This is a genomic window from Nonlabens antarcticus (genome assembly GCF_015356755.1).
In the GTDB taxonomy this organism is placed as follows: Bacteria; Bacteroidota; Bacteroidia; order Flavobacteriales; family Flavobacteriaceae; genus Nonlabens; species Nonlabens antarcticus.
Window position 1 is genome coordinate 1 of record NZ_JADFCO010000062.1, and the last position, 26,198, is coordinate 26,198.

The window sequence follows — 26,198 nt, forward strand, 5'->3', positions numbered from 1 at the left end:
TCGACCACTTGAAGCTTGAAAGAAAGCGAGTAGTCTTTTTGGGTACGCTTCACGTAACCCCTGTTTATAGGTGTTTCCATTACACTAAGGTTTTTGTGTATCGCTATTTCAGAACGGGACAGTGTGCAATGAATAAATGTCCTTTGTGCTAATTAATTTCTAATTGGGATTTTTGTTTCTAGTTGGTACTATTGAGGAAACCCAATTACCTTTGCAGCGTGAGAACCCATAGACATTCCCATAGTTTTCAGCTTAAAAATCAACTAGGTTTTAAAGAACGGCTTTTGGCATATTATAAGACCGAGCAGTATGTTGTTTTTCTGGACAGCAATGAAGCCGAAAAACACGAGTATGCCTGTTTATGCGGTATAGGTGCCATCGACCTAATAAAGTGTAATGTAGGAGGAGCTTTAGATCGGCTGGAATCGTTTCAAGAAGAGCATCAAGATTGGATTTTTGGCTATCTAGGGTATGACTTAAAGAACGAATTAGAACCATTACAAAGTCAAAATAGGGATCTGATGGAATTTCCAGACCTTCAGTTTTTCATCCCTGAAACGGTCGTTGAAATAGGAGTAGACCAGGTTGTATTCCATTCTTACGAAGAAGATCCATACGAGCTTCAAAAGCTTTTTGAGAAAATCCAGCAACAGGAGTTGAGATCGGACATCAAATTTTCGGCACAATCCCCACTAATTGCGACCGATTCCAAAACAGATTATTTAGAAAAAGCAAATGCTTTTCTAAAACACATCCAGCGTGGTGATATTTATGAAGCAAATTTGTGCACTCAATTTTATGCGAAAGAGGTGGAGTTGAATCCGCTAAAAGCGTTTGCAGATTTGAATGCGAGCAGCTCTCCGCCCTTTGCAGCTTATGCTCGATTTGATAATCATTATATTATCAGTGCCAGCCCAGAGCGCTACTTAAAAAAAACCGGAAGACAGCTGCTTTCCCAGCCAATAAAAGGAACCGCTGCGCGGTCCAGCGATCCAGAAACAGATCGCCAGATCAAAAATGATTTGCTGGCAAATCAAAAGGAACGATCAGAAAACGTAATGATTGTGGATTTGGTGCGGAATGACCTTTCTAGAATAGCAAAAAAAGGTAGTGTTGAGGTTTCTGAGCTGTTCGGTATGTACACTTTTCCGCAGGTACATCATATGATCAGCAGTATTACAGCAACCCTCTCAGATCAATTTTCTGGAATGGATGCGATTAAGGCGACATTTCCTATGGGAAGCATGACGGGCGCGCCTAAGATCAGCGCCATGAAAATCATTGAACAAACCGAATCTTTTAAACGAGGCGTTTATAGTGGCGCCGTGGGATATATGAGTCCGCAAGGAGATTTTGATTTTAATGTGGTCATTAGAACGCTTCTTTATAATGCAGAAAAGCGCGTGGTTTCCCTGAGTGTAGGCAGTGCTATTACAGCTGCAGCAGTTCCAGAATCTGAATATGAGGAATGCCTTGTTAAAGCTGCAGCTTTGATGAAGGTTCTAGTGCAGCAAGGCATTGATTTTCCTTAAATTTGGCGCATGCAACAAGCCTTTGCGCAACATATTCAGCAACAGTTCCCGCAACTTTTTAAAAAGAGATTTTTAATCGCCATAAGTGGCGGATTAGACAGTGTAGTTTTGACCCATTTACTACTTAAAAACAATGTTGATTTTGAACTGGCGCACTGCAATTTCAATCTTAGAGGTGCAGAAAGCGATGGGGATGAGGAGTTTGTAGAGCAGTTAGCAAAAGAATTAGAACTTAAAGCCCACAAAAAGCATTTTCAGACAAAGAAATTTGCCGCTGAGAAAGGTATATCTACGCAGATGGCAGCACGGGAATTGCGATACGATTGGTTTTTCCAGCTATTGCAAGAGCAAGGTGTTAAAGCTATTCTTACCGCACACCACCTAGACGATCAGATCGAGACTTTTATGATGAACCTCAATCGCGGAACAGGAATAACCGGCCTGAGCGGTATTCCAGAACATACGGACCAACTGTTGCGGCCATTATTGCCTTTTTCCAGAGCCCAGATTCTAGCCTATGCACGAGCAAATGGTTTGACATGGCGGGAGGATTCCAGTAATGAAAGTAACGACTATCAGAGAAACGCCCTGAGAAATAAGGTGCTTCCCAGCTTGCATGAAGAGTTACCGCTTCTACGTGCAAATTTCTCTAAAACGCTGGGGTACTTGAAAGACGTGGAGTCCATTGTGGATGATGCGGTAGTCCGCTTTCGCGAAAGCGTTACCACCACAAATCCAACAGGAATTGATTATCACCTGGAAGAAGTCAAAGCTTATCCCAATTATAAGAAATATATATTCTATGTATTTCACGAGTATGGTTTTTCAAATGTGCCTGAAGTACTGCGTTTGATGGAATCTGAAACCGGTAAATACCTAGCCAATGCTGAATATATTCTACTGAAGGATAGAGATGTGTTGCGGCTTGAAAAAATACAGGAGCCCATTACAAAAAAGTGGTATTTACTTCCTGAAACGACACAGGTACAAGTAGCGGCTGCGATGGTAGTTTTAGAAACGATCGCAACGGAAAACCCAATAGATTTTGTGAAGTCCCACATAGACAAAAATGTACTGTGGCTGGATAAGGAACGGCTGGAATATCCGTTAACTTTACAGGCATGGCAAGCTGGCGATCGCATGAAACCTTTTGGTTTTAATGGTTCACAATTGGTTAGTGATATTTTGACAAATAAAAAACTTTCTCGAACAGAGAAGGATCGGATTATGGTACTTTATTCCGCAGAAAAAGTGCTTTGGATTCCAGGAATTAGATCGAGCAAACATTTCCCTGTGACACAGCAAACGAAAGAGATACTAAAAATTAAATGGATTCTATGAGAAAGCTGATTATAGCTTTTACGCTGCTTTTTAGTGCAGTGATGCATGCCCAGTTATCTGACCCCACCAGCTGGCAAGTTGAAGTAAATGATTTAGGAAATAACGAGTACGAATTAATGACCACCGCCACGCTCGAGCCGGGATGGCACATATATTCACAGGTTCCCATCGATGCAGAAATAGGACCGACGCCCACCCAGTTGCGATTCTATGAAGCTGATGGAAATTATAAACTTCTAGGTCCCAACGAAGAAATAGGAACCTATGCAGAATTTACAGACGTATGGGGAACTGACGTCCTTCAATTCAAGGATCGAGCAGTCTTCAAACAAAAAATAAGATTAGAAAACCTTGATATAAAATACATCATTGCAGAGGCTGTATTTATGGTTTGCGACGATGAGCGCTGTATTCCCGGCACGCCTGAAGTGCTGATTTTCAAGATAGATCCAGACGCCGTTGTAGGCGATGATGTTACTACCATTATTGATAGTTACTATGATAACGACAAACAGCCACTAGTTGCAAGCGCACCAGATTTATCCAGCTTAAACAGTACTACAACAGCAGGAGAATCTGATGAAGATGTTGCGGCAAGCGATTCTACAAAAGGGGAGTCCGTTGAAGAAGATAATTCAAATGATTTGACTACCATCTTTATTTTGTGTCTGCTGGCTGGGTTTAGTGCGTTGCTCACGCCTTGTGTGTATCCCATGATCCCTATGACCGTCTCGTTTTTCACGAAGCAGAGTGAGAATAAGGCCAAGGGGAAGTTTCAAGGCTTGCTCTACGGGTTCTTTATCCTTTTGATTTACGTGCTTTGTAGTTTGCCATTCCATATATTTCAATCCGTTTCTCCTGATATTTTCAACGAATTCAGTACGAATCCGTATTTGAATATATTTTTCTTTGTGATTTTCGTGATTTTTGCGATTAGCTTTTTTGGTGCTTTTGAGATCACCATGCCTAATTCTTTGATCAATAAAGTAGATAAAGCTTCTACGGCTGGCGGGATTATAGGCGTGTTTTTTATGGCGCTGACCTTAGTGCTGGTTTCTTTTTCTTGTACCGGTCCCGTGATAGGTGGCGTTTTGGGAAGTGTACTTTCTTCTGATGGTGGTGCTACTGCGCTAAGCGTTGGACTTGCCGGTTTTGGTTTTGGATTGGGAGTTCCATTTGCATTGTTTGCAATTTTCCCCAGTTGGATGAATAATTTACCGAAATCCGGAGGCTGGTTAAATACTGTCAAGGTCTTTTTAGGATTCCTAGAGTTGGCTTTTGCCTTCAAATTTTTATCAAATGCAGACCTCGTCTGGCAAGCTGGCTGGATCCAGCGGGAGCTCTTCATTGCGATCTGGATAGCGATATTTGGTGCGATGGCGATTTATCTGTTTGGAAAAATTCGTTTGCCTCATGATGATAAGGACCAGCCAATCTCGGTGGGACGTTTACTGCTCGCGATTCTTGCCTTGTGTTTTACCTTGTACTTAGTTCCAGGATTGTGGGGCGCGCCGCTTAAATTGATCAGCGGTTTTCCACCGCCTATGACTTATAGTGAGTCACCGTATGGTTTTTCCAGCAGTTCAGGAGTTTCTGATATTGACTTGCCAGAGGGTGCCCATTTGACCGTCCATGATATCGTCGCTTTTGATGATTATGAAAAGGGAATGGCTTATGCTAAAGAAGTTGGGAAACCTGCCATGATTGACTTTACCGGCTGGGCTTGTGTGAATTGTAGAAAGATGGAAGAACGCGTTTGGGGAGAGCCAAAGGTTCTGGAAATCCTTAAAAATGACATTGTTTTGATCTCTTTATATGTGGACGAGCGTGCTGATTTGCCTAAAGATGAGCAAGTTATTTCCGCTTCTACCGGTAAGAAAATCAGAACGATTGGAAACAAATGGAGTGATTTTCAGATTGAAGAATACCAGGTAAACGCACAGCCTTTCTATGCATTGGTAGATGCTGATGGTAACGATCTCGTGGCGCCCGTAGGTTATACCCCAGACCTGAAGGAATATACCCAGTGGTTGAAATCCGCGCTGGATCAATAAAATAAGTTTATGAAAAAAGTTATTGTTTTAAGTTTAGTGATCATGTTGATCTCTTGTAAGGATAGTGCTGATAATTCCGCTTTCGCGAAAGCGGACAAGCAAGAAATATCAAAACAATTCAACGACTGGCTGGAGACTCAATTCCAGGTAGATCTCTCCCGCGATCCAGAAATGCAAACTGGAATGGGAATCAAAACCGATTATGATAAGTGGACAGACATTTCTGCGGAGCGTGATCTAGAGGATAAACAACTAGCAGAAAAGCGCTTAGTTTATCTCGCAGATTCGGTTAAAGTTAGCGCTTTAGAAGGACAAGATTTGTTGAGCTACAAATTATATAAAACCATTCAGGAACAAGAAATTGCAGATTACGACTATCGTTTATATACTTATCCAGTCAATCAAATGCATGGAATGCAGGCTGAGATCCCTGCATTTTTAATTAATATGCATCAGGTAGAAAGCGAGTCAGATGCTCTAGCATACATCTCGAGATTAAAAGGAATACAGCCATTATTTGCAGAGTTAAATAAGGGACTGGAATTGCGGGAGATCAATGGAATTATGTTGCCCAAATTTGTTTATGAGTTGGTCTTGAAGGATTGCAAAAACCTTTTGCTAGGAGCACCATTTGAAAAATCTGCCTTTCAAAGTACGTTATCAGCAGATTTTTCAGATAAAGTTTCAAAATTAAAAATAGCGCAAAATAGAAAGAAAGCGTTAGTGGAAGCGGCTAATGAAGCTCTAGTTGATAACGTAAAACCAGCTTACGAGAGTTTGATTGCCACCTTACAGGACCAACAGCAACGAGCAACTGGAAATGATGGTGCCTGGAAATTTCCTAAAGGAGAAGAATTTTATGAATACGCTTTAAAACGAACTACCACTACAAATTTGAGTGCGGGAGCAATTCACGATTTTGGATTAGTGGAGGTCGACCGCATTCACAAGGAAATGGAAGGGATCATGAAAAAAGTGAAGTTCGAAGGAACACTTCAAGACTTCTTTAGCTTCATGCGAACGGATTCCCAATTTTATTACGAAGATTCCGAGGCAGGAAAAGCCAAATACCTAAGGGAAGCGACTGCTAAAATCGAAGCCATGAAAGTAAAGTTGCCAGAGTTATTTAACACAATGCCAAAAGCAGATATTGTTGTAAAAGCCGTAGAGTCCTTTCGGGAAGCAAGTGCTGGAAAGGCATTTTACCAGCAACCCGCAGCAGATGGTAGCCGTCCTGGAACCTATTATGCAAACCTATTCGATATGAAAGCTATGCCTATTTATCAGATGGATGCACTGGCTTACCATGAGGGGATTCCGGGCCATCACATGCAAATCGCAATTGCACAGGAATTAGAAGGTATACCAGAATTTCGCAAGCATCTATTTTACACCGCCTATGTGGAGGGTTGGGGATTGTATTCTGAATTGATTCCTAAGGAAATAGGCTTTTATCAGGATCCATATAGCGATTTTGGAAGATTGGCTATGGAACTATGGCGCGCTTGCCGACTCGTAGTGGACACCGGAATCCATTCCAAAAAGTGGTCTAGGGAACAAGCTATTGAATATTACACAGCTAACACTCCCAATGCAGAAAGTGATGCGGTTAAAATGGTGGAACGTCATATCGTAATGCCATCGCAAGCTACAGCTTACAAAGTAGGAATGAATAAAATCCTCGCCTTAAGAAATAAATCAAAAGAAGCTTTAGGTAAAAATTTTGACATCAAAGAGTTTCACGATGTGATTCTAACTAGCGGAGCGATGCCATTGAGCTTATTAGAGGAAGAAGTAGCTGCTTATATTGAGGAGAAGGAATAGAGGTCTAATTTTGAGCTTTGAGCTATGATGCTTATGAGTTTTGGTGGCATTCACTCTTGCGCACCCCATTGTCTTCGACGTGCGTTCCTCTCGCAAAAAGGCTCGTAGGATGCAGGAAAAGGTAAGCCAAGTGATCTAGAATGATAATTGTTCTTATGAAGTGATCCTAAAAAAACAGCTCCTCGCCTCAGATGAGCAGAGGACAGATCTTTCTCGCCATTTATGGCGATGCGATCAGGAGTGGTTGAAGGTGTAGGGTTTTAATATTGGTTTTCAAAATTCTATTATGCGCAGGCCACATCACCTTTAGTGTTTCTCCGGTGGAGAAAGCAAGAACTAATTGAACTTGAAAATGAACCTAAAAAACAGTTCCCTGCCTCAGATGAGGAGAGGACAGATCGGTCTTGCCATTTATGGCGATGCGATCAGGAATGTTTGAAGGTGCAGGGTGTTGATAGTATTTATCAAAATCCACTTGTACGCCATACGCATTGCCTTCAACGTGCCTCCTCTCGCAAAAGCTCGTCGGATGCAGGAAATGGAAAGCAATTCTGATTGAACTTGAAAATGAAAATGAAACTGAATCTGAAAATGAGGGGAATCTTCAATCTTGCGCAGGCCTCATTGCCTTCGGCATTTCTCCAGCGGAGAAAGCAAGTCACCTCATATATTCCTGTTACTAATATACCTACCACTAAAATCCATCGTTCATTTTTTTTAAAAAACAGGAAAAAAAAAGGGCTGCCATTTGGCAGCCCTTTCTAATATTAAAGTGTGATGTTATTAGTTCACTTGGAACTTCACTCTTCTTACTAATTGTCTAGCAGGATCACTTGACTTCTCAACGGAAGCATCTTCTCCTTGACCTTGATGTGTTAATCTTGATGCGTCAACACCAGTAGCAACAAGAATATCATATACCATCTTAGCTCTACGCTCAGAAAGTGTTTGATTATAATCAGAAGTACCTAATTCGTCAGCATAACCTGTAAGATTTGCAGATGCACTTGGGTTCTCATTCATATACTTCGCAAGGAAGTTTATAGAAGATAGAGAATAGTTAGTTGGCTTAGTACTATTGAACTCAAAGTATACGTTAACATAACCTTCGTTGATCAATTGCTTAATCAATCCTGAACCGTCTGTACCGTTTGTTCCAGTTGCGTTAGAACCTTTCATTGCATATTTACTATCAAGAGCATTCTGATCTAAATATCCAGGAAGAGTATAATCTGTATCATTAGCAACCTCTGTTTCAAGAGTAGAAACTCTAGAGTCAAGATCATTCAATTGAGATTGGACACTTCCGTTGTACCAGTCTGCATGTACTTCATTTCCACCTAAAGCGAAAGAGAAACCAACAGATGCGTTAACTAGAAAACCGTCAAAACCTCTTAAGTTTTGTGCAGCAGTACCATCAAACGTACGATCCTGTCTTACGTGTCCAAAAATGGAAAGATCACCAAAGAACGTTACGCGGTCACTTAATCTCAACTGTGGAGTAACACCTACAGTGAAATTTAACATTTCGTCTCTATCGTCTATATCTAAAGGCTCTTTATAAGACATTGCAGTTACACCAGCACCAGCGTGAACCAAGAAATTGAAACGATCTGTCCATTCTCTAAAACCTAAAAATGTACCAGCATTTACAACACCTTCTAGAGAAACACGATATGCATGAGATTTGAAAGGGGCACTATCATCATCTCCTTCAAATCTGTTGTAACCTAGATCTAAATTGAAACCAAATTTGTCATTCACCATGTAACGAACTCCTAAATCTCCTTGTGCAAATGATGGTGTGTTTGTGAAATACCCGCCAGCAAGAGGACGAACTGGTTTGTGAACTCCTGCTCCTACATCAATAGACCATTGATTATAAGGTATTACGTCACGGTCACGTGGACCATCTTGAGTCATAGTCTCTTGAGCCATGGCAGCTGCGCCACTAAGTAAGAGTACTGAAAATAATAATTTTTTCATTTTATAAGTTTTTGCTTTCAAGGGGCAAATATAGTTTGGTTAGTTTAAATATCCACGTATTTGATTCTTAAATTCCTCTTTTAACTCTTTATTAGCTCAAATCATCTTGTTATTAGGATGTTATTAAGAAATTAGCAATACTAATATTTTCATACATGAATTGGATCAAGTCTTATGTACAGGGCTGCTGGGTTGGTAGACAGTCATAAAAAATAATCTTTTGATTTCAAGTTCTTTCAGCAAATTGGGTTAGGCTATTTCAAAATTTGATATTGATAATCAAATTATATTGGAAGCCGCTGAAACAAAGTCGAGCTTTTTCTCTTTCAAATCAAGATTTAATAGGTTATCGTTATATAGGAGTGATAGTTATAAACATGCTCAATAGGCGCAGCAAATGGAATGATAATAATGATAATAAGGTATTGTTTTGACAGGCAGACTTATGAACTATAGCAAGTGAAACTATGTCGCTAGCGAGGTGGTTAAAAACAAGTGACCTCTTGAAATTGCTTTCAAAAATTTGAAGGTATTAATATTGGGACTGACCTTTAAGAAAAACTGTCTTGATGTTCGAAATACAAAGGTGATCGATCTTCTTCTTACTTATATAAACAAGGTATGTAGGTGGTGGTTTGTAACCTGCTACCTTCAGCTACCAAAATTAAAGAGCAGAGTGAACTATATTATTACTACCAAATGCCAGTAAGCCGTTATGATGTACTAATTTTGTCATTGTCGCAAAATGCTTTTTTATAAATCAAATAGAGTTTAAAAGAATGTAAAAAGCCCAAGTTTGTTATTTACGATATGAAAGGCATACTGGGATATAAAGCCAACAAACGATTATAATATGAAAATCAATAATATCTGCTGTATAGGAGCAGGCTATGTGGGAGGGCCTACTATGTCTGTTATTGCAGCAAAATGTCCGCACATCCAAGTGAACGTGGTAGATCTTAATGAACAACGCATTGCCGCCTGGAATGATAACGATCTTGAAAAATTACCTATTTATGAGCCGGGACTTGCGCAGATTGTAGGTAAATCTCGTGGTGTGAATTTGCATTTTAGCACGCAGGTAGATCAAGCCATAAGAGATGCCGACATGATTTTCATCTCGGTCAACACGCCTACCAAAACTTATGGAATAGGGAAAGGCATGGCGGCAGATCTGAAGTATATCGAGCTTTGTGCCCGTCAGATTGCGGCTGTTTCCCAAAACGATAAGATAATTGTGGAAAAATCGACCCTTCCGGTACGGACGGCAGAAGCGTTGAACGATATACTTTCCAACACTGGTAATGGAGTTAAATTCCAGGTGCTTTCTAATCCTGAATTCCTTGCCGAAGGAACGGCTATTGAAGATTTATTACAACCAGATCGTGTGTTGATAGGAGGGGAACGAACTCCTGCTGGAGAAGAAGCCATGCAAGCATTGCACGATGTTTATAACCACTGGGTTCCTACAGAGCGCATTCTAAAAACTAATGTCTGGTCATCAGAGCTTTCTAAGCTAACGGCTAATGCGTTTTTGGCACAGCGTGTTTCCAGTATCAATAGTTTAAGTGCATTATGTGAAGCTACGGAAGCTGATGTAGATGAAGTGTCGCGTGCCATAGGTCAAGATTCTAGGATCGGATCTAAGTTTTTGAAATCGAGTGTTGGCTTCGGCGGTTCGTGTTTTCAAAAGGATATTTTGAATTTGGTCTATCTATGTCAAACCTACGGACTTCAGGAAGTAGCCGATTATTGGCATCAGGTCATCATCATGAATGATTATCAAAAGCGCCGATTTGCCCAAAAAATAATCAGTACGCTATATAATACCGTTAACGGTAAAAAGATAGTCCTCTTAGGTTGGGCATTTAAAAAAGATACGAATGACACCCGGGAATCGGCGGCGATTTATGTGGCGGATTACTTATTGAGTGAGCAAGCGGAATTAGTGATCTACGATCCAAAAGTCACCGCAGAACAAATTTATGCAGATCTGGATTACCTAAACACCAGAACCGAAGAAGAAAACAGGAAGTTAGTTACGATAGTTCATGACCGAACCGAAATTTTTAATGATGCGCATGCGATTGCTATTCTTACAGAATGGGATGAATTTAAAGAAATCGACTGGAAAATGGTTTATGATAAGATGCTTAAACCAGCCTTTATATTTGATGGTCGTTCCATTCTTGACATGGAACAATTGAGCGAAATTGGTTTTAAAGGATTTGCTATAGGGAAAGGGTAGGGTTAAATTGACAAACGACTGGCTCGGTTGTCGCTGCACTCCAACCTTGCTGACGAAAGACAATCGACTTGATTTTAGATAAATGGAGACTTTTTTAGTAGGAGTGAACTTCAGACTTTATTCCGACAGCCGTTGATTACCTATTTTTCAGTTGCACATTTAGACAAGTTCAATGTGAGTTGTAAATTTCAATTATGAATGCCGATTCCATTTTGTTAAGCAATATATTATAGCGAATTACTTATTGCCACGCTGCTGGAGAGCGGAATCGGTTTGAACCTAATTGAAAAATTAATTGGGAAAAATTTGAAAGAAATCTTTGAATTTCAACTGCTAATCTGTTCTTGACTGCGCGCAAATCAACATTTTTACTAAATACTAAATACTAAATACTAAATACTAAATACTAAATACTAAATACCCAATTCATGCAAAAAACAATTCTCATCACCGGCGGCGCTGGATTTATAGGTTCTCACGTGGTGCGACGCTTTGTAGTGAATTATCCAGATTATTACATTATCAATCTGGATGCGCTGACCTATGCTGGGAACCTGAAGAATATTGAGGATATTGAGAATCACGCCAATTATCAGTTTATCCATGGAGATATTACAGATGGAAAGTTATTAGAAGGGTTATTTGAGAAGCATTCCATAACCCACATCATCCACCTTGCCGCAGAATCCCACGTGGATCGCTCGATTGAGAATCCGCTGGAGTTTGTGAAGACTAATGTGATGGGAACGGTGGAGCTGCTGGAAGTAGCACGTCGGTTTTGGAAAGATGATAAGAATCACCTGTTCTATCACGTGAGTACCGACGAGGTTTATGGGAGCCTGGGAAAAACAGGGTTGTTTACAGAGCAGACCGCTTATGATCCCAACTCGCCCTACAGCGCATCAAAGGCTAGCAGCGATCATTTCGTCAGGGCTTATGGGGAAACTTATGGAATTCCGTTTATTATTTCTAATTGTTCGAACAACTATGGGCCGCACCATTATCCGGAAAAACTGATTCCCTTATTTATTAAAAATATTATAGACAGCAAACCGCTTCCCGTTTATGGTGATGGGAATTACACCCGGGACTGGTTGTATGTCGAGGATCACGCTAGGGCGATCGACCTTGCGTTTCATAAGGGCACGTCAGGGGAGACCTATAATATAGGAGGCCATAATGAATGGACAAACATGGATCTTGTGCATTTATTGTGTGATGTTATGGATGAAAAACTCAACCGGGAAAACGGTACTTCCCGCAAATTGATTGCATTTGTTAAGGACCGCCCGGGCCATGATTTAAGATATGCTATCGATGCTTCAAAGATCCAGAATGATATGGGGTGGAAACCTGATGTTGATTTTGAACAAGGGTTGCGTTTGACGGTAGACTGGTTTCTCCAGAATCCAGAATGGTTGCAGAAGGAATAATGGTGATCTCGCTTTCGCGAAAGTGGAAACAACATCATTACTATCACAAAACATAAGATCTTATTACATTTGGCCTTTACTAAAAAATTAGATTTTTAACATGCGCACAAGGCCATCTTTGAACTTTGTACCCCATATTTAATACTCCACTATGAAAGGAATCATACTCGCTGGCGGCTCAGGAACACGATTGCACCCGTTAACAAACTTAGTGTCAAAACAGCTGTTGCCGGTGTATGACAAGCCCATGATCTACTACCCGCTATCCACCTTGATGTCGGCGGGAATACAGGAAATCCTGATCATCACAACTCCCAAAGATGCCGCACTTTTCCAGGAATTATTAGGCGACGGCAAAAAGTACGGCTGCGATTTTCAATATGCAGAACAACCTGAACCCAACGGCCTTGCCGAAGCTTTCATCATAGGCGAGAAATTCATTGATGGCGATACCGTCGCCTTGATTTTAGGAGATAATATCTTTTACGGCTCTGGTCTGGCACAGCTGTTACAAAACAATACAGATCCAGATGGCGGGATCGTATATGCTTACCACGTCCAGGATCCAGAGCGTTATGGCGTGGTAGAATTTGACGGGAATGGCACGGCAGTCTCCATTGAAGAAAAGCCCAAACGGCCCAAGTCATCTTTTGCAATTCCAGGGATTTACTTTTATGACCATACCGTAGTAGAAATAGCAAAGAATTTGCAACCCAGCAAGCGCGGTGAGCTGGAAATAACAGACGTTAATAAGGCCTACCTAAAAGAAGGAAAACTCCAGGTTCAGATTATGGATAAGGGAATTGCGTGGCTGGATACGGGTACTTTTGACAGCCTGATGCAGGCCTCGCAGTTTGTGGAGGTCATCGAACAACGCCAGGGCCTGAAAGTAGGTTCTATTGAAGGCACCGCCTATGAAATGGGTTATATAACCCGGGAGGAGTTGGGTCAATTGATCCAGCCTCTTCTAAAAAGTGGTTATGGTACGAACCTTAAGGATCTAACAAAATGAAAGTAACCGAGACTTTTTTAAAGGGCTGTTTTATTATCGAACCCACTGTTTTTGAAGACGAGCGCGGTTATTTTATGGAGAGCTATAATAAGGAGCGTTTTGAGAAAGCAACGCAGCTAGCTGTAGATTTTATTCAGGATAACGAGGCGAGATCCTCCTACGGAGTCATACGCGGGTTACATTTTCAAAAAGGCAAGCATTCCCAAGCAAAGCTCGTACGCGTGATGGAGGGAAAAGTTCTTGATGTAGCGCTGGACCTTAGAAAGGATTCAGATACTTTTGGAAAACATGTTGCGCTGGAGCTTTCTGGAGAGAACAGGAAACAGCTATTTGTACCCAGAGGTTTTGCACATGGGTATTCCGTGTTGTCTGAAACCGCTCTGTTTTTCTATAAATGTGATAATGTCTATAGCAAGGACAGCGAGTCGGGAATTGCTTATGATGATGCTCAATTGTCAATCGATTGGAAGATCCCTTTTCATGATCAAATTATTTCATTGAAAGATCAGAATTTGCCGGCTTTTGCTTCTTCATTGAAACCGACAAAGGACTAGCTCGATATTCGCTTCACTCCAATCTTGCCGACGTAGGACAAAAGACTTTTTTGTTTTTCCTCACTTGCGTTCTCCGCTGGAGAAATGTCCGATAGGACAATGAGGTGATTGATTCCATTCAAAATTCTTATTTTAAACGGAAGTCGGGAATAGAAATGTGCAAGGAACATAGAATGCTGACAAACCATATCTCGACTTTCGCTCGATACTGGTTAGAGGTTATTTATTCTAAATTAGAAATGTTCTACAATTTCATGACTCTTGCTTTCTCCGTTGGAGAAATATCCGATAGGACAATGAGGTGTCTGGTTTCATTCATAATTCATTAACGTTCAACCGCTTTTGATTGTTTTTGTTTCTCTAATCTTAAAATTCATGTTTTGAACGGAAATCGGGAATAGCAATCTGAAGGAACATAGAATGCTGACAATCCATATCTCGACTCTCGCTCGATATTGGTTAGAGGTTCTTAATTTTGAATTAGAATATTCTACAATTTCATGGCTCTTGCTTTCTCCGCTGGAGAAATGTCCGATAGGACAATGAGGCACCTGGTTCCTTTCACATCTCGACTTTCGCTCGATACTGATTAGAGGTTCTTAATTTTGAATTAGAATATTCTACAATTTCATGGCTCTTGCTTTCTCCGCTGGAGAAATGTCCGATAGGACAATGAGGCACCTAGTTCCTTCCGCACCTCGACTCTCGCTCGATACTGGTAAGAGGTTTTGTATTTTAAATTATTGAGATTTTACAATTTCACAGCCTTTGCTTTCTCCGCTGGAGAAATGCAAAATGAAATGAAGTGTCAAATCGATATATTATTGGTAAAGCTTACAAAAACTTGTTTCCCTTCTGGGGAAATGCCGAAGGCAATGGGGCCAGCACAGGAGGTAAATATAATTTTATAGTTCAGGTTCACAAAATCCTAACTCTTACCATCCAAAAGAAAGAATGTAATTCCTGCGAATCGATCTATTTTCGTTAAACCAAGTGTTTTCCACCTCGACTCCGCTCAGAGCAACGCCTTAGGGAAGACGGAAGATGAGATGTCAACAAACCACAAACCGTCAAAAGTCTTATATCTTAAGTCACGAGATTTTACTAAGGGAAAACAAGCATCGTAGGTCATTTTTATCCTATTATTCTATCTTTACCACTCCAGCAAAGGATCAGCAATTGATTCTTAAAACCAACTAAAACTTACAAGTTTCATGAAAGTTGCCTTAATTACAGGAGTTACAGGACAAGATGGTGCCTATTTGAGCGAGTTTCTTCTCAAAAAAGGATACGAAGTTCATGGGCTGAAACGCAGGTCTTCTCTTTTGAATACAGATCGTATTGATCATTTATATGAAGATCCGCATGTGGAGAACCAGCGTTTTATATTGCATTATGGAGATATGACGGACAGTACGAACCTGACCCGTTTAATACAGCATATCAACCCAGATGAGATCTACAATCTCGCTGCGATGAGTCACGTTCAAGTATCTTTTGAAATGCCTGAATACACCGGGAATACCGATGGATTAGGTACACTAAGGATTTTGGAAGCAGTACGATTGCTGGGGCTGGAGAAGAAAACAAGAATTTATCAAGCTTCAACTTCTGAGTTGTATGGGAAGGTGCAAGAAGTGCCGCAGTCAGAAACGACACCTTTTTATCCGCGGTCGCCCTATGCGGTTGCCAAAATGTATGCCTATTGGATTACGGTAAATTATCGGGAGGCTTATGGTATTTATGCCTGTAATGGGATTTTGTTCAATCACGAGTCGCCCATACGTGGTGAGACTTTTGTGACCAGAAAGATTACCAGAGCTGCAGCACGTATAGCTTTAGGGCTTCAGGATAAATTTTATTTGGGTAATCTAGATGCACAACGCGATTGGGGCCATGCTAAGGATTACGTGCGCATGATGTGGATGATCCTGCAGGCAGACGAGCCAGAGGACTGGGTGATTGCCACGGGAAAGAGCACTTCGGTTAGGGATTTTGTGCGAATGGCATTTTTAGAAGTGGGAATCGAACTGGAATTCAACGGGTCTGGTGCAGGAGAAACGGCAACCGTGGTCAACTGTACCCATAATGATTTTCAAGTGGAGATCGGTAAGGAAGTTTTAAGTGTTGATCCTGCCTATTTTAGACCTACAGAAGTGGACCTGCTCATCGGCGATGCCACCAAGGCTAAAACAAAGCTGGGATGGGAATGCCAATACGATCTACAGGATTTGGTTAAAGAAATGATGCAGGGCGATGTCAAGCTCATGAAAAAAGACCAGTTTCTTAAGGATAACGGGTATGATACCCTTAATTATTTTGAATAGTCGAAGTGCCGCACCTGATGCGGCATCTCCTGATACGAGTACCATAATTGAATCACACCACGTTATCATAATTTAAACGCTATGAACAAATTTTCAAAAATTTATATAGCAGGCCATCGCGGTCTTGTGGGAAGTGCGATTGTTGACAATCTTAGCGATAAGGGATACGCAAACTTAGTTATGCGAACCTCGACCGATTTGGATTTGCGGGATCCGGTTGCCGTCAAAGACTTCTTTGATAAGGAGAAGTTGGACTATGTTTTTCTCGCTGCTGCGAAAGTTGGAGGCATCGTGGCTAATAACACTTATCGGGCAGATTTTATCTACGAGAATCTCATGATCCAGAACAATGTGATCCATCAAAGTTATGTGTCAGGGGTAAAGAAATTATTGTTTTTGGGCAGCACCTGTATTTATCCCAAGGAATGTCCACAGCCCATGAAAGAAGAATATTTGTTGACCGGGCCGCTGGAATATACGAATGAACCCTACGCGATTGCCAAAATTGCCGGAATCAAAATGTGCGAAAGCTACAATTTACAGTATGGTACCAATTTCATTTCTGTCATGCCTACCAATCTATACGGTCCCAATGATAATTTTGATTTGGAAAAATCCCACGTATTGCCCGCTTTACTTAGAAAAGTACATTTAGGAAAAGCGCTGGAAGAAGGCAACTGGTACATCATAAAAGCCGACTTAAACTCACGACCCATTGAAGGAGTGAATGGTGACGCTACCCAGGAGGAGCAACTGAAAGTTCTTCATAAATACGGTATCATTTTGTCAGATCAAGCAGTCCAAGTAGAAATATGGGGCTCAGGTAAACCCATGCGGGAATTTCTATGGAGCAAAGACATGGCAGATGCCTGTACCTTTATCATGAAAACCGTGGATTTCCAACAAATCGCTGAGGTCTCAACCCCAGATTCTCAAGAGATCCGCAATACCCATATCAATATAGGAACTGGCATAGATATTAGTATAGCAGATCTAGCCCAGCTTATTAAGAGCATGGTAGGCTTTAAAGGCAGCTTTTTCTTTCGGGATGAGAAACCAGATGGTACGATGAAGAAGTTGACGGATGTGAGCAAGCTGAAAAAGTTGGGGTGGGAATATAATATGCAGTTGAAGGAAGGGATTCGGGAGATGTACGGTTGGTATATAAAATAATCTTGTTTTGTTTCTCTGTGCCTGCACGCGGAGTCTATGGAATCTTACTTTCAAGTTCTGAACATGAATACATTGTCTCTCCGCGCCTGGACGCGGAGTCTATGGGATCCTTCTTTCGATTTCTGAACACGAATCAGATTTGTTACAATTGAGTTTAGGCAATCACGAACGGTATTCTGATTTATTGTTTCTCCGCGCCTGGACGCGGAGTCTATGGAGTATTTCTTTCAAGTTCTAAACATGAATCAGATTATGTAAAACTGAGTTTAGGAGGTCACGAACGGTATTCTGATAATTTGTAGGCTTTTCCTCCGTCCAGTGGATCCCGCGTCAGGCGCGGGAAGACAATTTAAGTTTTGTAAAATGAATACATTGTTCCTCCACCCATTGGGTCCCGCGTCACTTCGACTTCGCTCGGTGCGGCGCGTGTGCGCTAAGACAGAGGGCAATGGAAGGTTTTGGATTTATTGTTCATTATCCATAAACCCTTTCCAATCATCCGTCAAATCCCACCATTCGGGATTGTCTTTTTCGATCAGGTCAATCTTCCATTGTCTTTTCCACTTTTTTAATTTTTTCTCTCGTGCAGCTGCATCGTGAACCCATTGGTATTCTTCAAGGTAAACCAGCATTTTAACATTATACCGTTTGGTAAACCCCTCGAATATTTCCAGTTTATGTTGTTCCATCCTATTATCAATTCCGCCGGACATACCAACGTATATAGTTCCGTTTTTCTTACTGGCAAGAATATAGACGTTGTAGCAATGATAGTCTCTTCTGGGCATTTGATTTTGGGCTTCTGATTCTGCGCACCTGGACGCGGCTGTCTATGCGTGTAACGTCATTTTTAATGATTGACGTATGGGAAAATTACGAAAAATCCTGTTGAGGAGGTCACGAACGGTATTCAAGTAATTTGCAGTTTATCCCTCCGCCCAGTGGATCCCGCGTCAAGCGCGGGAAGACAAATACACACAGGTTGTTTCTCCGCGCATGGACGCGGAGTCTATGGAATCCTTCTTTCAAGTTCTGAATATGAATCAGATTTGTTACAATTGAGTTTAGTCAATCACAAACGGTATTCTGATAACTTGCAGATTATTCCTCCGCCCAGTGGATCCCGCGTCACTTCGACTCCGCTCAGTGCGGCGCAAGCGCGGGAAGACAAAACAAATTATTCCATACGCCTAGGACGCTAATCCCTAATAATTCCAATTAAAAAGATCAAAACGATAACGTTGTAGCATAACCTGAGCTACCAAAATGCAATAAATGAATCTGGTAGTATAGAATATTCTTACCTTTGCCGCTCAAATGTTTACGACCGTTTAAAACAATCAGCTTGAAAATACTTATTACCGGTGCCGCCGGATTTATTGGAAGTAATTTATCAGAATATTTTATCGATAAAGGCCATCAAGTTGTAGGTCTTGACAACTTTGCTACCGGACACCGTCACAATATTGAGCCGCTGCAAAAATTTGAGAACTTTACATTTATAGAAGGAGATATTCGGGATTTAGATACCTGTCATAAAGCGGTTGATGGCTGTGATTATGCATTGCACCAGGCAGCTCTGGGCAGTGTTCCCAGGTCCATTAAAGACCCCATTACTTCTAACGACGTGAACGTAGGAGGCTTTTTAAATATGCTAGTCGCTTGTAAAGATGCGGGAGTGAAGAAAATGGTATATGCCGCCAGTAGTTCTACTTATGGCGATTCAGAAGCTTTGCCTAAAGTGGAGGATGTCATTGGAAAGCCATTGTCTCCTTATGCGATTACAAAGTATGTCAATGAATTGTATGCAGACGTATTCTATAAAACCTATGGACTGGATACGATAGGGTTGCGTTATTTTAATGTTTTTGGTCGCAAGCAGGATCCCAACGGTGCTTATGCTGCTGTGATTCCTTTATTTACAAAAAAATTAATGTCTAAGGAGTCTCCTAACATTAATGGAGACGGCACCTTTTCTAGGGATTTCACCTACATCGACAACGTGATTCAGGCTAATGAAAAAGCAATGTTTTCCACTAATCCTGAGGCGGTGAATACAGTCTTTAACGTAGCTTACGGAGATAGAACTAATCTGAATCAATTGGTAGATCTTCTTAGAGACGCACTTGCCAAGTATGATCCTGAAATTGCCCAGATTAAAACCACCTACGGAGAACATAGGATAGGGGACATTCCTCATTCCTTGGCTTCTATTGACAAAGCAAAATCGCTGTTGGATTATAACCCTAAATACAATATCAAATCTGGTATTGATGAGGCGGTAAAGTGGTACTGGGAAAATTTATAATATCGCTTTCGCGAAAGCGAAGACTTTAAAAATAACAATGGAAATTAAAATAGCAGTAATAGGATTGGGATATGTGGGGTTGCCCTTAGCGAGATTGTTCGCTACTAAATTCCCTGTGGTGGGATTTGATATCAATACATCCAGAGTTGATGCGTTGCGCAACGGTCATGACAGCACTTTAGAAGTGGCTGATGATATTTTGCAGGATGCGTTAAAAGATAAAAATGACCGTAATAACGGTCTTTACTGTTCTGCAGATATCGCTGCTATAAAGGACTGCAATTATTACATCGTTACGGTTCCCACACCAGTCGATAAAAACAACCGTCCCGTACTCACGCCACTATACAAGTCCAGCGAGACCGTAGCTAGTGTTTTGAAAAAAGACGATATCGTCATTTATGAATCCACTGTTTATCCTGGAGTTACAGAGGAAGAATGTGTGCCGGTACTTGAAAGGGTCAGCGGACTCAAATTTAACGAAGATTTCTTCGTAGGCTATTCCCCAGAACGCATCAATCCAGGCGATAAGGAGCATACGGTAGAAAAAATATTGAAGGTTACTTCTGGTTCAACACCTGAGATTGGAAAAAAAGTGAATGCATTATATGCCGCAGTGATTACCGCTGGAACACATCTAGCACCAACAATCAAAGTGGCAGAAGCTGCAAAAGTGATCGAGAATTCCCAGCGCGATATCAACATTGCCTTTGTCAATGAATTGGCCAAAATCTTCAACATCATGGGCATTGATACCCACGATGTGCTAGAAGCGGCTGGGACAAAGTGGAATTTTCTTCCCTTCAAGCCTGGATTAGTTGGTGGTCACTGTATTGGGGTAGATCCTTATTATCTGGCTCAAAAGGCACAAGAATTAGGCTACCACCCAGAGATTATCTTGGCAGGTAGAAGAATGAACGACAGCATGGGACAATATGTCGCAAGTGAAGTGATCAAATTGATGTTGAATCATGACTTAAAGGTAAAGGGAGCAAATATTTTGGTTTTGGGAATCACCTTTAAAGAAAACTGTCCAGACGTGCGCAATACTAAGGTGGTGGATGTGATCAAGCAATTAAAAGAATATGGGACTACTGTGGATATTTACGATCCTTGGGCAAGTCCTGAAGAGGTGATGAAGGAGTATAATTTGATCACGACTAGAGAAATACCTTCGAAAAAATATGATGGGGTAGTTCTAGCAGTTTCTCACAAGGAGTTTATGGAGTTAGATATTGATGCTTTGAAGAGTACCGACGCGGTGGTTTATGATGTGAAGGGGATTTTAGGAGATCAGGCACAAGCCAAATTATAAACTATTCTAAAATTTAGGGCAAAAGCAAACATGTTAAGTTAATTCAGGCAAAATAAGCTTGTTTGAATAAAGAGTAGAAATGGAGATAAAGAAAATTTGTTGCATCGGAGCAGGCTACGTTGGTGGTCCTACGATGAGCGTGCTCGCTCAGAAAAACCCTCAGATAAGGGTAACTGTAGTGGATACAAATGAAGAAAGAATAGCTGCCTGGAATGCATCAGATTTAGAGGTTTTACCTATTTATGAGCCAGGATTAAAAGAAGTTGTAAATGAGGCAAGAGGTAGAAATTTATTTTTTAGCACGGAAGTAGAAAAAGCTATTGAGGAGGCTGAAATGATATTTATATCTGTAAATACACCTACGAAGACCTATGGAAAGGGAAAGGGATTTGCATCAGATTTAAAATACATTGAATTATGTGCGAGGCAGATTGCTAAGGTTTCTAAGACGAATAAAATCGTGGTAGAAAAATCAACCTTACCTGTTAGAACCGCACAGGCCATAAAAGATATTCTTGATCATACGGGAAATGGAGTTGAATTTCAAATATTATCCAATCCTGAGTTCTTGGCAGAAGGAACTGCTATTGACGATCTTGTAAACCCAGATCGTGTTCTAATAGGTGGTGAAGAAAGTGAGAAAGGTAAGATTGCTGTTAAGGCTTTGTTTGATATATATGCTAATTGGATATCTAAAGAAAAAATACTCACCACTAACGTATGGTCATCTGAATTGTCAAAATTAGCAGCTAACGCCTTTTTAGCACAACGAGTGTCTTCTATAAATGCTATATCAGAATTATGTGAAGTTACTGGAGCAGATGTAGATGAGGTTGCTAAAGCTATAGGGACCGATAGTCGAATTGGTTCTAAGTTTTTAAAGGCATCTGTAGGCTTTGGTGGCTCTTGCTTTCAAAAAGATATTTTGAATTTGGTTTATATAGCGAAATCTTACGGGTTACACGAAGTAGCGGATTATTGGGAGCAGATAGTTATTATGAATGATCATCAAAAAAATAGATTTGCTGATAAAATAATAAGCACTTTGTATAACACAGTTTCGGGTAAAAAAATCACTTTTCTCGGTTGGGCATTTAAGAAGGATACTAATGATACACGGGAGTCAGCTGCTATTTATGTAGCTGATGCTCTATTAAATGAAAAAGCAGAAATAACAGTTTATGACCCGAAAGTTAGCGCAGAAAGAATATATGCCGATTTAGATTATCTAAATTCTCGCAGTCCAGAAGAGAATAGACGACTCTTGAAAATTGTTGATGATCCGTATGATGCCTGCACAGACTCACATGCTATAGCTGTTTTAACAGAATGGGATGAATTTAAAGAATACAACTGGAAAAATATTTTCGGGACTATAATTAAACCTGCATTTGTTTTTGATGGTAGAAAAATACTGAACGGTTATGCTATGAAAGAAATAGGATTTAAATATAATTCTGTAGGCGTTTTAAACTTAAAAAGCTAGTATGAAAATTTTAGTTACAGGCGCAGCTGGTTTTATTGGTTATCATTTGTGTGAAAAACTTATTAGTCTTGGGCATGAAGTAGTTGGTTTAGATAACATTAATGATTATTATGATGTCGACCTAAAATATGCTAGGCTTAATGAGTTAGGCATAATCAGAGATTCCATTAGCTTTAATAATCTTGTTGATAGTACAATTCATGGATTGCAAATGCAATTCGTGCAAATGAATCTTCAGGACGAAATGGAGTTGCCTAAGATTTTTGCAGACCACAAATTTGACATTGTTTGTAATCTTGCCGCTCAAGCAGGCGTTCGCTACAGTATTGAGAAACCCATGAAATATGTAGAAAGCAATATTGTAGGTTTTGTGAATTTATTGGAATGCATTAGGAATTTTAAAGTAAAAAAATTGATTTATGCCAGCAGTTCTAGTGTTTATGGTATGAATGTGAAAGTTCCTTTTTCTACCGATGATAACGTAGATCACCCGATAAGTATGTACGCGGCCACTAAAAAAAGTAATGAATTAATGGCACATACGTACAGCCATTTATTTGGGATTGAAACTATAGGTTTACGCTTTTTTACGGTGTACGGTCCTTGGGGAAGACCAGATATGGCAATCTATTTATTTGCGGATGCAATATCTAAAGGCAATCCAATTAAAGTCTTCAATAATGGAAAAATGAGTAGAGATTTTACTTATATTGACGATATAGTAAATGGAATTCAATTTTTTTTAGCAAAAACTCCTAATGAAAACTCGTTAAACTCCTCAAATGTGAATTACAAAATATTTAATATAGGAAATGGTAATCCACAATCTTTGACTGACTTTATAAGTGCTATCGAGTTTAACTTTTCTTTAAAATCGAAAAAAGATTTTTTATCTATCCAAGATGGAGATGTTCCTCATACTTGGGCCGATATTTCTCAACTAGAAGGTTTGGGATATAATAGCACCACGGGTATTACAGAAGGAATCCAAAAATTTGCCGCCTGGTATAAAAGGTACCATCATGAAAATAATTAGTATAAGTAATATAAATTTAGAAACGGATAATGGAGATGCCCATGCTATTAGGACGAAACTTTTACATAAGGGATTAGAAAAAAAGATAGATTTAGAAATATTTTCTTATTCAACTGCGCAGCACGTCGAAAAACAAATTCCGTCTGGAAAGTATTTGTTTAGTAGTAATCTTGGGAAAATTAAAATAGCAGTTTATATTAATCATATTGTGAACTCATTTTACTTTATTTTTTTTCTATGTAGAATAAAAAGACAGACTTCACTATTAATTGATAAGTTACCTATCAATTTAGTAATTCCCTTTATATTTTTTAAATTATTTAGAAAAAATAAAGTAATAGCACAATATCATGAGTTTCTAATTTACCATAGTCCCCCATCAAAACTTTATATTCGATATATAAAGGATTTCCATTATTGCCTTTTAAAAATCTTGTTAAAGGCTGTTGATTTTTTGATTGTTATTTCACATGAACATTCCAAATATTATAAAAAATTCCTCAAAAAAGAAGCCCAAATACTTATTGTACCAATTCTTATTGATGCATCTCTAAGTATTACATGTAGAAAGATCGATGATTTTTCTAGATTTAAAATTTGTTATGCAGGTGCCATTTCTAAAAGTAACGGAATTGAACTGTTATTAGAAGCTATAAAGAATAACTCTAAATTAGAATTATTAATATTTGGACCTTCAGATAAAACCTATTTTGAAATTTTGAAGCATAACTACTTTTCTTATTCGAATATTAAATTTGAGAAGGCGAAAAGTAATCAGGAAACAAAGATTGTTTTATCACAGCAAGATTTACTAGTAATTCCTAAAATACAAGATCTGCGGTCTGTTGGATACATTCCCACAAAATTAGCAGATTTCTTATTTTCCGGAACCCCTGTATTGGCGACAAATATTGGCGAATTAGATAAGTATATTATTGATGGTCATAATGGATACTTAGTAAAAGCAGATAACTTACCAGAAATGAGGGAAAAGATAAATAATATTTCTCTTAAGTCTGTAAATGAATTACGCTCTATAGGAGAAAACGGTATATTGACTTCAAAAATGTTTCATTATGAAAAACAGGTTGAATCGATTTTAAGTGAAATTTTCAGAAATGAATAAGCAGTTATTAAATTCTTTTCTCTTTTATGGAGTCAGCACAGGATTAAGTCGTTTTATATCACTAATTCTAATTCCTATTTATGTCCGGTATTTTAACACAAGTGAATATGGTGTTATCGACATAATTCAAACCGTTGTAAGTGTAATTGTTATTTTCGGAATCTTGCAATTGGAAACTTCAATTCAGCGTTATTATTACGAAACGAGGGGGAGATACAGGAAAATGATGATTTCTACAGTATGTTTTACTATATTTTTCATTTCAATAGTCCTAGTTATTGTAATAAGTATATTCTCAAAATTAATTTCAACTGCATTGTTTGATATACCATCTTACAGCACTGAAATAATTGTAGCCTCGCTAATTATACCTTTTTTAAATATTACCGTTATATTTTTCATCGTTTTGCGTTATTTGAAAAAGCCAGTTTTATTTTCAGTTTTGATATTGCTACAAGTAGTAACAAGTGCAGGTTTAACGCTATTACTAGTTTTAAAATTTGATCTTGGAATTAAAAGCGTTTTTTTAGGACAACTAGCTGGTTACATAATTGTTGCAATAGTTCAATTATACGTACTACGTAATAATCTTGTATTACAATGGAACAGAAAGATTCTCAAAAAAATGTTGGTATTTGCTATTCCGCAATTCCCTGCTAGAATTGGAAGTGCAAGTGTAACTTACCTTAATAGATTTGTTATGCTATCGTTATTAACGACTTCGGCAATTGGAATCTTTTCTGTTGCATTAAAATTCGCGTCTGTGATGCAACTATTAAATATCTCATTCTCGATGGCTTGGATCCCATTCATGTATGAGAATTTAAAGAAAAGTGATCACAAAGAAATTTACAAAACGGTTTTTGAATTCGTAATTCAAATAACTTTCGTTGTTGTTTTTGTTGTTAGTTTGTTTTCAAAAGAAATCATTCAATTGTTTACTGTCGAAGCTTATTACGACGCAGCGTATTTATTACCAGGATTGATATTGTATAATGCATTGTTTATTGTTAAAGCCATCACAGATATAGGAATTGTAATAACAAAGAAAATGATTTATATATCGTACGTTTATTTTATTGGAGCTTCTGTAAATGTTGGGTTTTTGTATTTAGGAATATATTTCTTTGATTTAAAAGGTGTTGTATATTCGATGTTACTTACTAACATTGTGATAGTTTTTTTAGGATGGTTTTTTTCGGAAAAGCTATATCATATTGGAATGAATTTGAACAAATATTTACTTTATTTAACTACGAGTATTATATGTGTAGTGGTTCTCATGAATTATAATTTTAATGATTATTTTAGGTATAGTTTAGCTTTACTATCCTTATTATTTATGATATATCAAAATAAAGGTTACGTTAAAAAATTTTTTGTAACATAATAAAATTTGTAATAAATAATTGCTTCGATATTTGTTTTCGAGCTAAATGTAAA

Annotated in this window: 18 protein-coding genes; 16 read left to right on the top strand and 2 right to left on the bottom strand. The window is 39.2% G+C overall.

Translation table 11 applies throughout. The features are described from left to right. The first annotated feature begins 284 nt into the window (after positions 1 to 284). Genes pabB through IQ282_RS03340 form a run of 4 tightly spaced genes read left to right on the top strand, consistent with a single transcriptional unit; the run spans position 285 to position 6,751 of the window. Positions 285 to 1,532 (top strand): aminodeoxychorismate synthase component I, encoded by a 1,248-nt coding sequence (gene pabB / locus IQ282_RS03325; RefSeq protein ID WP_228547202.1) that lies wholly within the window; start codon positions 285 to 287, stop codon positions 1,530 to 1,532. Between the two features lie 9 nt (positions 1,533 to 1,541). Continuing rightward, on the top strand, positions 1,542 to 2,873 hold the full coding sequence (gene tilS / locus IQ282_RS03330) for a tRNA lysidine(34) synthetase TilS (protein ID WP_194850494.1): 1,332 nt from the start codon (positions 1,542 to 1,544) through the stop codon (positions 2,871 to 2,873). After that, positions 2,870 to 4,927 (top strand): protein-disulfide reductase DsbD family protein, encoded by a 2,058-nt coding sequence (locus tag IQ282_RS03335; RefSeq protein ID WP_194850495.1) that lies wholly within the window; start codon positions 2,870 to 2,872, stop codon positions 4,925 to 4,927. Before tilS ends, IQ282_RS03335 begins: the two co-directional genes overlap by 4 nt. A 9-nt stretch (positions 4,928 to 4,936) precedes the next feature. Then, positions 4,937 to 6,751 carry a DUF885 domain-containing protein gene (locus IQ282_RS03340; protein ID WP_194850496.1) on the top strand — a complete coding sequence of 605 codons (1,815 nt, stop codon included), beginning with the start codon at positions 4,937 to 4,939 and terminating at the stop codon, positions 6,749 to 6,751. A gap of 783 nt (positions 6,752 to 7,534) precedes the next feature. Here IQ282_RS03340 and IQ282_RS03345 read toward each other — a convergent pair. Further along, positions 7,535 to 8,737, bottom strand: a complete 1,203-nt coding sequence (locus tag IQ282_RS03345) for an OmpA family protein (RefSeq protein ID WP_194850497.1) — start codon at positions 8,735 to 8,737, stop codon at positions 7,535 to 7,537. Between the two features lie 853 nt (positions 8,738 to 9,590). On the opposite strand from IQ282_RS03345, the gene IQ282_RS03350 reads away from it, so the two are divergent. The 6 genes from IQ282_RS03350 (at position 9,591) to IQ282_RS03375 (ending at position 17,484) form a co-directional block, all read left to right on the top strand. Beyond that, positions 9,591 to 10,985, top strand: a complete 1,395-nt coding sequence (locus IQ282_RS03350) for a nucleotide sugar dehydrogenase (protein WP_194850498.1) — start codon at positions 9,591 to 9,593, stop codon at positions 10,983 to 10,985. Between the two features lie 428 nt (positions 10,986 to 11,413). Further along, positions 11,414 to 12,418 (top strand): dTDP-glucose 4,6-dehydratase, encoded by a 1,005-nt coding sequence (rfbB, locus tag IQ282_RS03355; protein ID WP_194850499.1) that lies wholly within the window; start codon positions 11,414 to 11,416, stop codon positions 12,416 to 12,418. Positions 12,419 to 12,569: 151 nt separating this feature from the next. After that, a complete protein-coding gene (rfbA, locus tag IQ282_RS03360; protein WP_194850500.1) occupies positions 12,570 to 13,430 on the top strand; it encodes a glucose-1-phosphate thymidylyltransferase RfbA in 861 nt (286 codons plus the stop codon). Next, positions 13,427 to 13,984, top strand: coding sequence for a dTDP-4-dehydrorhamnose 3,5-epimerase (rfbC, locus tag IQ282_RS03365; RefSeq protein ID WP_194850501.1), 558 nt, complete (start codon positions 13,427 to 13,429; stop codon positions 13,982 to 13,984). Before rfbA ends, rfbC begins: the two co-directional genes overlap by 4 nt. A 1,214-nt stretch (positions 13,985 to 15,198) precedes the next feature. Further along, positions 15,199 to 16,311, top strand: coding sequence for a GDP-mannose 4,6-dehydratase (gmd, locus tag IQ282_RS03370; protein ID WP_194850502.1), 1,113 nt, complete (start codon positions 15,199 to 15,201; stop codon positions 16,309 to 16,311). Between the two features lie 81 nt (positions 16,312 to 16,392). Further along, positions 16,393 to 17,484 carry a GDP-L-fucose synthase family protein gene (locus IQ282_RS03375; protein WP_194850503.1) on the top strand — a complete coding sequence of 364 codons (1,092 nt, stop codon included), beginning with the start codon at positions 16,393 to 16,395 and terminating at the stop codon, positions 17,482 to 17,484. Positions 17,485 to 17,948: 464 nt separating this feature from the next. On the opposite strand, the gene IQ282_RS03380 is transcribed toward IQ282_RS03375, so the two are convergent. Further along, complete coding sequence (locus IQ282_RS03380; RefSeq protein WP_194850504.1) at positions 17,949 to 18,272, bottom strand: GIY-YIG nuclease family protein; 324 nt, start codon at positions 18,270 to 18,272, stop codon at positions 17,949 to 17,951. Between the two features lie 551 nt (positions 18,273 to 18,823). Between IQ282_RS03380 and IQ282_RS03385 the strand changes: the two genes are divergently transcribed. The 6 genes from IQ282_RS03385 (at position 18,824) to IQ282_RS03410 (ending at position 26,145) form a co-directional block, all read left to right on the top strand. Next, entirely contained in the window at positions 18,824 to 19,792 is a 969-nt protein-coding gene (locus tag IQ282_RS03385; protein WP_194850667.1) for an SDR family oxidoreductase, read from the top strand. 37 nt (positions 19,793 to 19,829) lie between these two features. Then, complete coding sequence (locus tag IQ282_RS03390) at positions 19,830 to 21,107, top strand: nucleotide sugar dehydrogenase (RefSeq protein ID WP_194850505.1); 1,278 nt, start codon at positions 19,830 to 19,832, stop codon at positions 21,105 to 21,107. 79 nt (positions 21,108 to 21,186) lie between these two features. Then, positions 21,187 to 22,593 carry a nucleotide sugar dehydrogenase gene (locus tag IQ282_RS03395; protein ID WP_194850506.1) on the top strand — a complete coding sequence of 469 codons (1,407 nt, stop codon included), beginning with the start codon at positions 21,187 to 21,189 and terminating at the stop codon, positions 22,591 to 22,593. Position 22,594: 1 nt separating this feature from the next. Next, the gene (locus tag IQ282_RS03400; RefSeq protein ID WP_194850507.1) at positions 22,595 to 23,629 is read left to right on the top strand and encodes an NAD-dependent epimerase/dehydratase family protein; all 1,035 of its coding nucleotides are present in this window, start codon (positions 22,595 to 22,597) and stop codon (positions 23,627 to 23,629) included. Continuing rightward, positions 23,616 to 24,755: a glycosyltransferase gene (locus IQ282_RS03405; protein WP_194850508.1), complete on the top strand. Its 1,140-nt coding sequence runs from the start codon at positions 23,616 to 23,618 to the stop codon at positions 24,753 to 24,755. The genes IQ282_RS03400 and IQ282_RS03405 overlap by 14 nt, the downstream gene beginning before the upstream one ends. Then, the gene (locus IQ282_RS03410; protein ID WP_194850509.1) at positions 24,748 to 26,145 is read left to right on the top strand and encodes a lipopolysaccharide biosynthesis protein; all 1,398 of its coding nucleotides are present in this window, start codon (positions 24,748 to 24,750) and stop codon (positions 26,143 to 26,145) included. The genes IQ282_RS03405 and IQ282_RS03410 overlap by 8 nt, the downstream gene beginning before the upstream one ends. Positions 26,146 to 26,198: the final 53 nt, after the last annotated feature.

Excerpts from the sequence above, each read along its gene's own strand:
- tilS (WP_194850494.1), top strand. The coding sequence starts at position 1,542 with ATGCAACAAGCCTTTGCGCAACATATTCAGCAACAGTTCCCGCAACTT.
- IQ282_RS03335 (WP_194850495.1), top strand. The coding sequence starts at position 2,870 with ATGAGAAAGCTGATTATAGCTTTTACGCTGCTTTTTAGTGCAGTGATG.
- IQ282_RS03340 (WP_194850496.1), top strand. The coding sequence starts at position 4,937 with ATGAAAAAAGTTATTGTTTTAAGTTTAGTGATCATGTTGATCTCTTGT.
- IQ282_RS03345 (WP_194850497.1), bottom strand. The coding sequence starts at position 8,737 with ATGAAAAAATTATTATTTTCAGTACTCTTACTTAGTGGCGCAGCTGCC.
- IQ282_RS03350 (WP_194850498.1), top strand. The coding sequence starts at position 9,591 with ATGAAAATCAATAATATCTGCTGTATAGGAGCAGGCTATGTGGGAGGG.
- rfbB (WP_194850499.1), top strand. The coding sequence starts at position 11,414 with ATGCAAAAAACAATTCTCATCACCGGCGGCGCTGGATTTATAGGTTCT.
- rfbA (WP_194850500.1), top strand. The coding sequence starts at position 12,570 with ATGAAAGGAATCATACTCGCTGGCGGCTCAGGAACACGATTGCACCCG.
- rfbC (WP_194850501.1), top strand. The coding sequence starts at position 13,427 with ATGAAAGTAACCGAGACTTTTTTAAAGGGCTGTTTTATTATCGAACCC.
- gmd (WP_194850502.1), top strand. The coding sequence starts at position 15,199 with ATGAAAGTTGCCTTAATTACAGGAGTTACAGGACAAGATGGTGCCTAT.
- IQ282_RS03375 (WP_194850503.1), top strand. The coding sequence starts at position 16,393 with ATGAACAAATTTTCAAAAATTTATATAGCAGGCCATCGCGGTCTTGTG.
- IQ282_RS03380 (WP_194850504.1), bottom strand. The coding sequence starts at position 18,272 with ATGCCCAGAAGAGACTATCATTGCTACAACGTCTATATTCTTGCCAGT.
- IQ282_RS03390 (WP_194850505.1), top strand. The coding sequence starts at position 19,830 with ATGGAAATTAAAATAGCAGTAATAGGATTGGGATATGTGGGGTTGCCC.
- IQ282_RS03395 (WP_194850506.1), top strand. The coding sequence starts at position 21,187 with ATGGAGATAAAGAAAATTTGTTGCATCGGAGCAGGCTACGTTGGTGGT.
- IQ282_RS03400 (WP_194850507.1), top strand. The coding sequence starts at position 22,595 with ATGAAAATTTTAGTTACAGGCGCAGCTGGTTTTATTGGTTATCATTTG.
- IQ282_RS03405 (WP_194850508.1), top strand. The coding sequence starts at position 23,616 with ATGAAAATAATTAGTATAAGTAATATAAATTTAGAAACGGATAATGGA.
- IQ282_RS03410 (WP_194850509.1), top strand. The coding sequence starts at position 24,748 with ATGAATAAGCAGTTATTAAATTCTTTTCTCTTTTATGGAGTCAGCACA.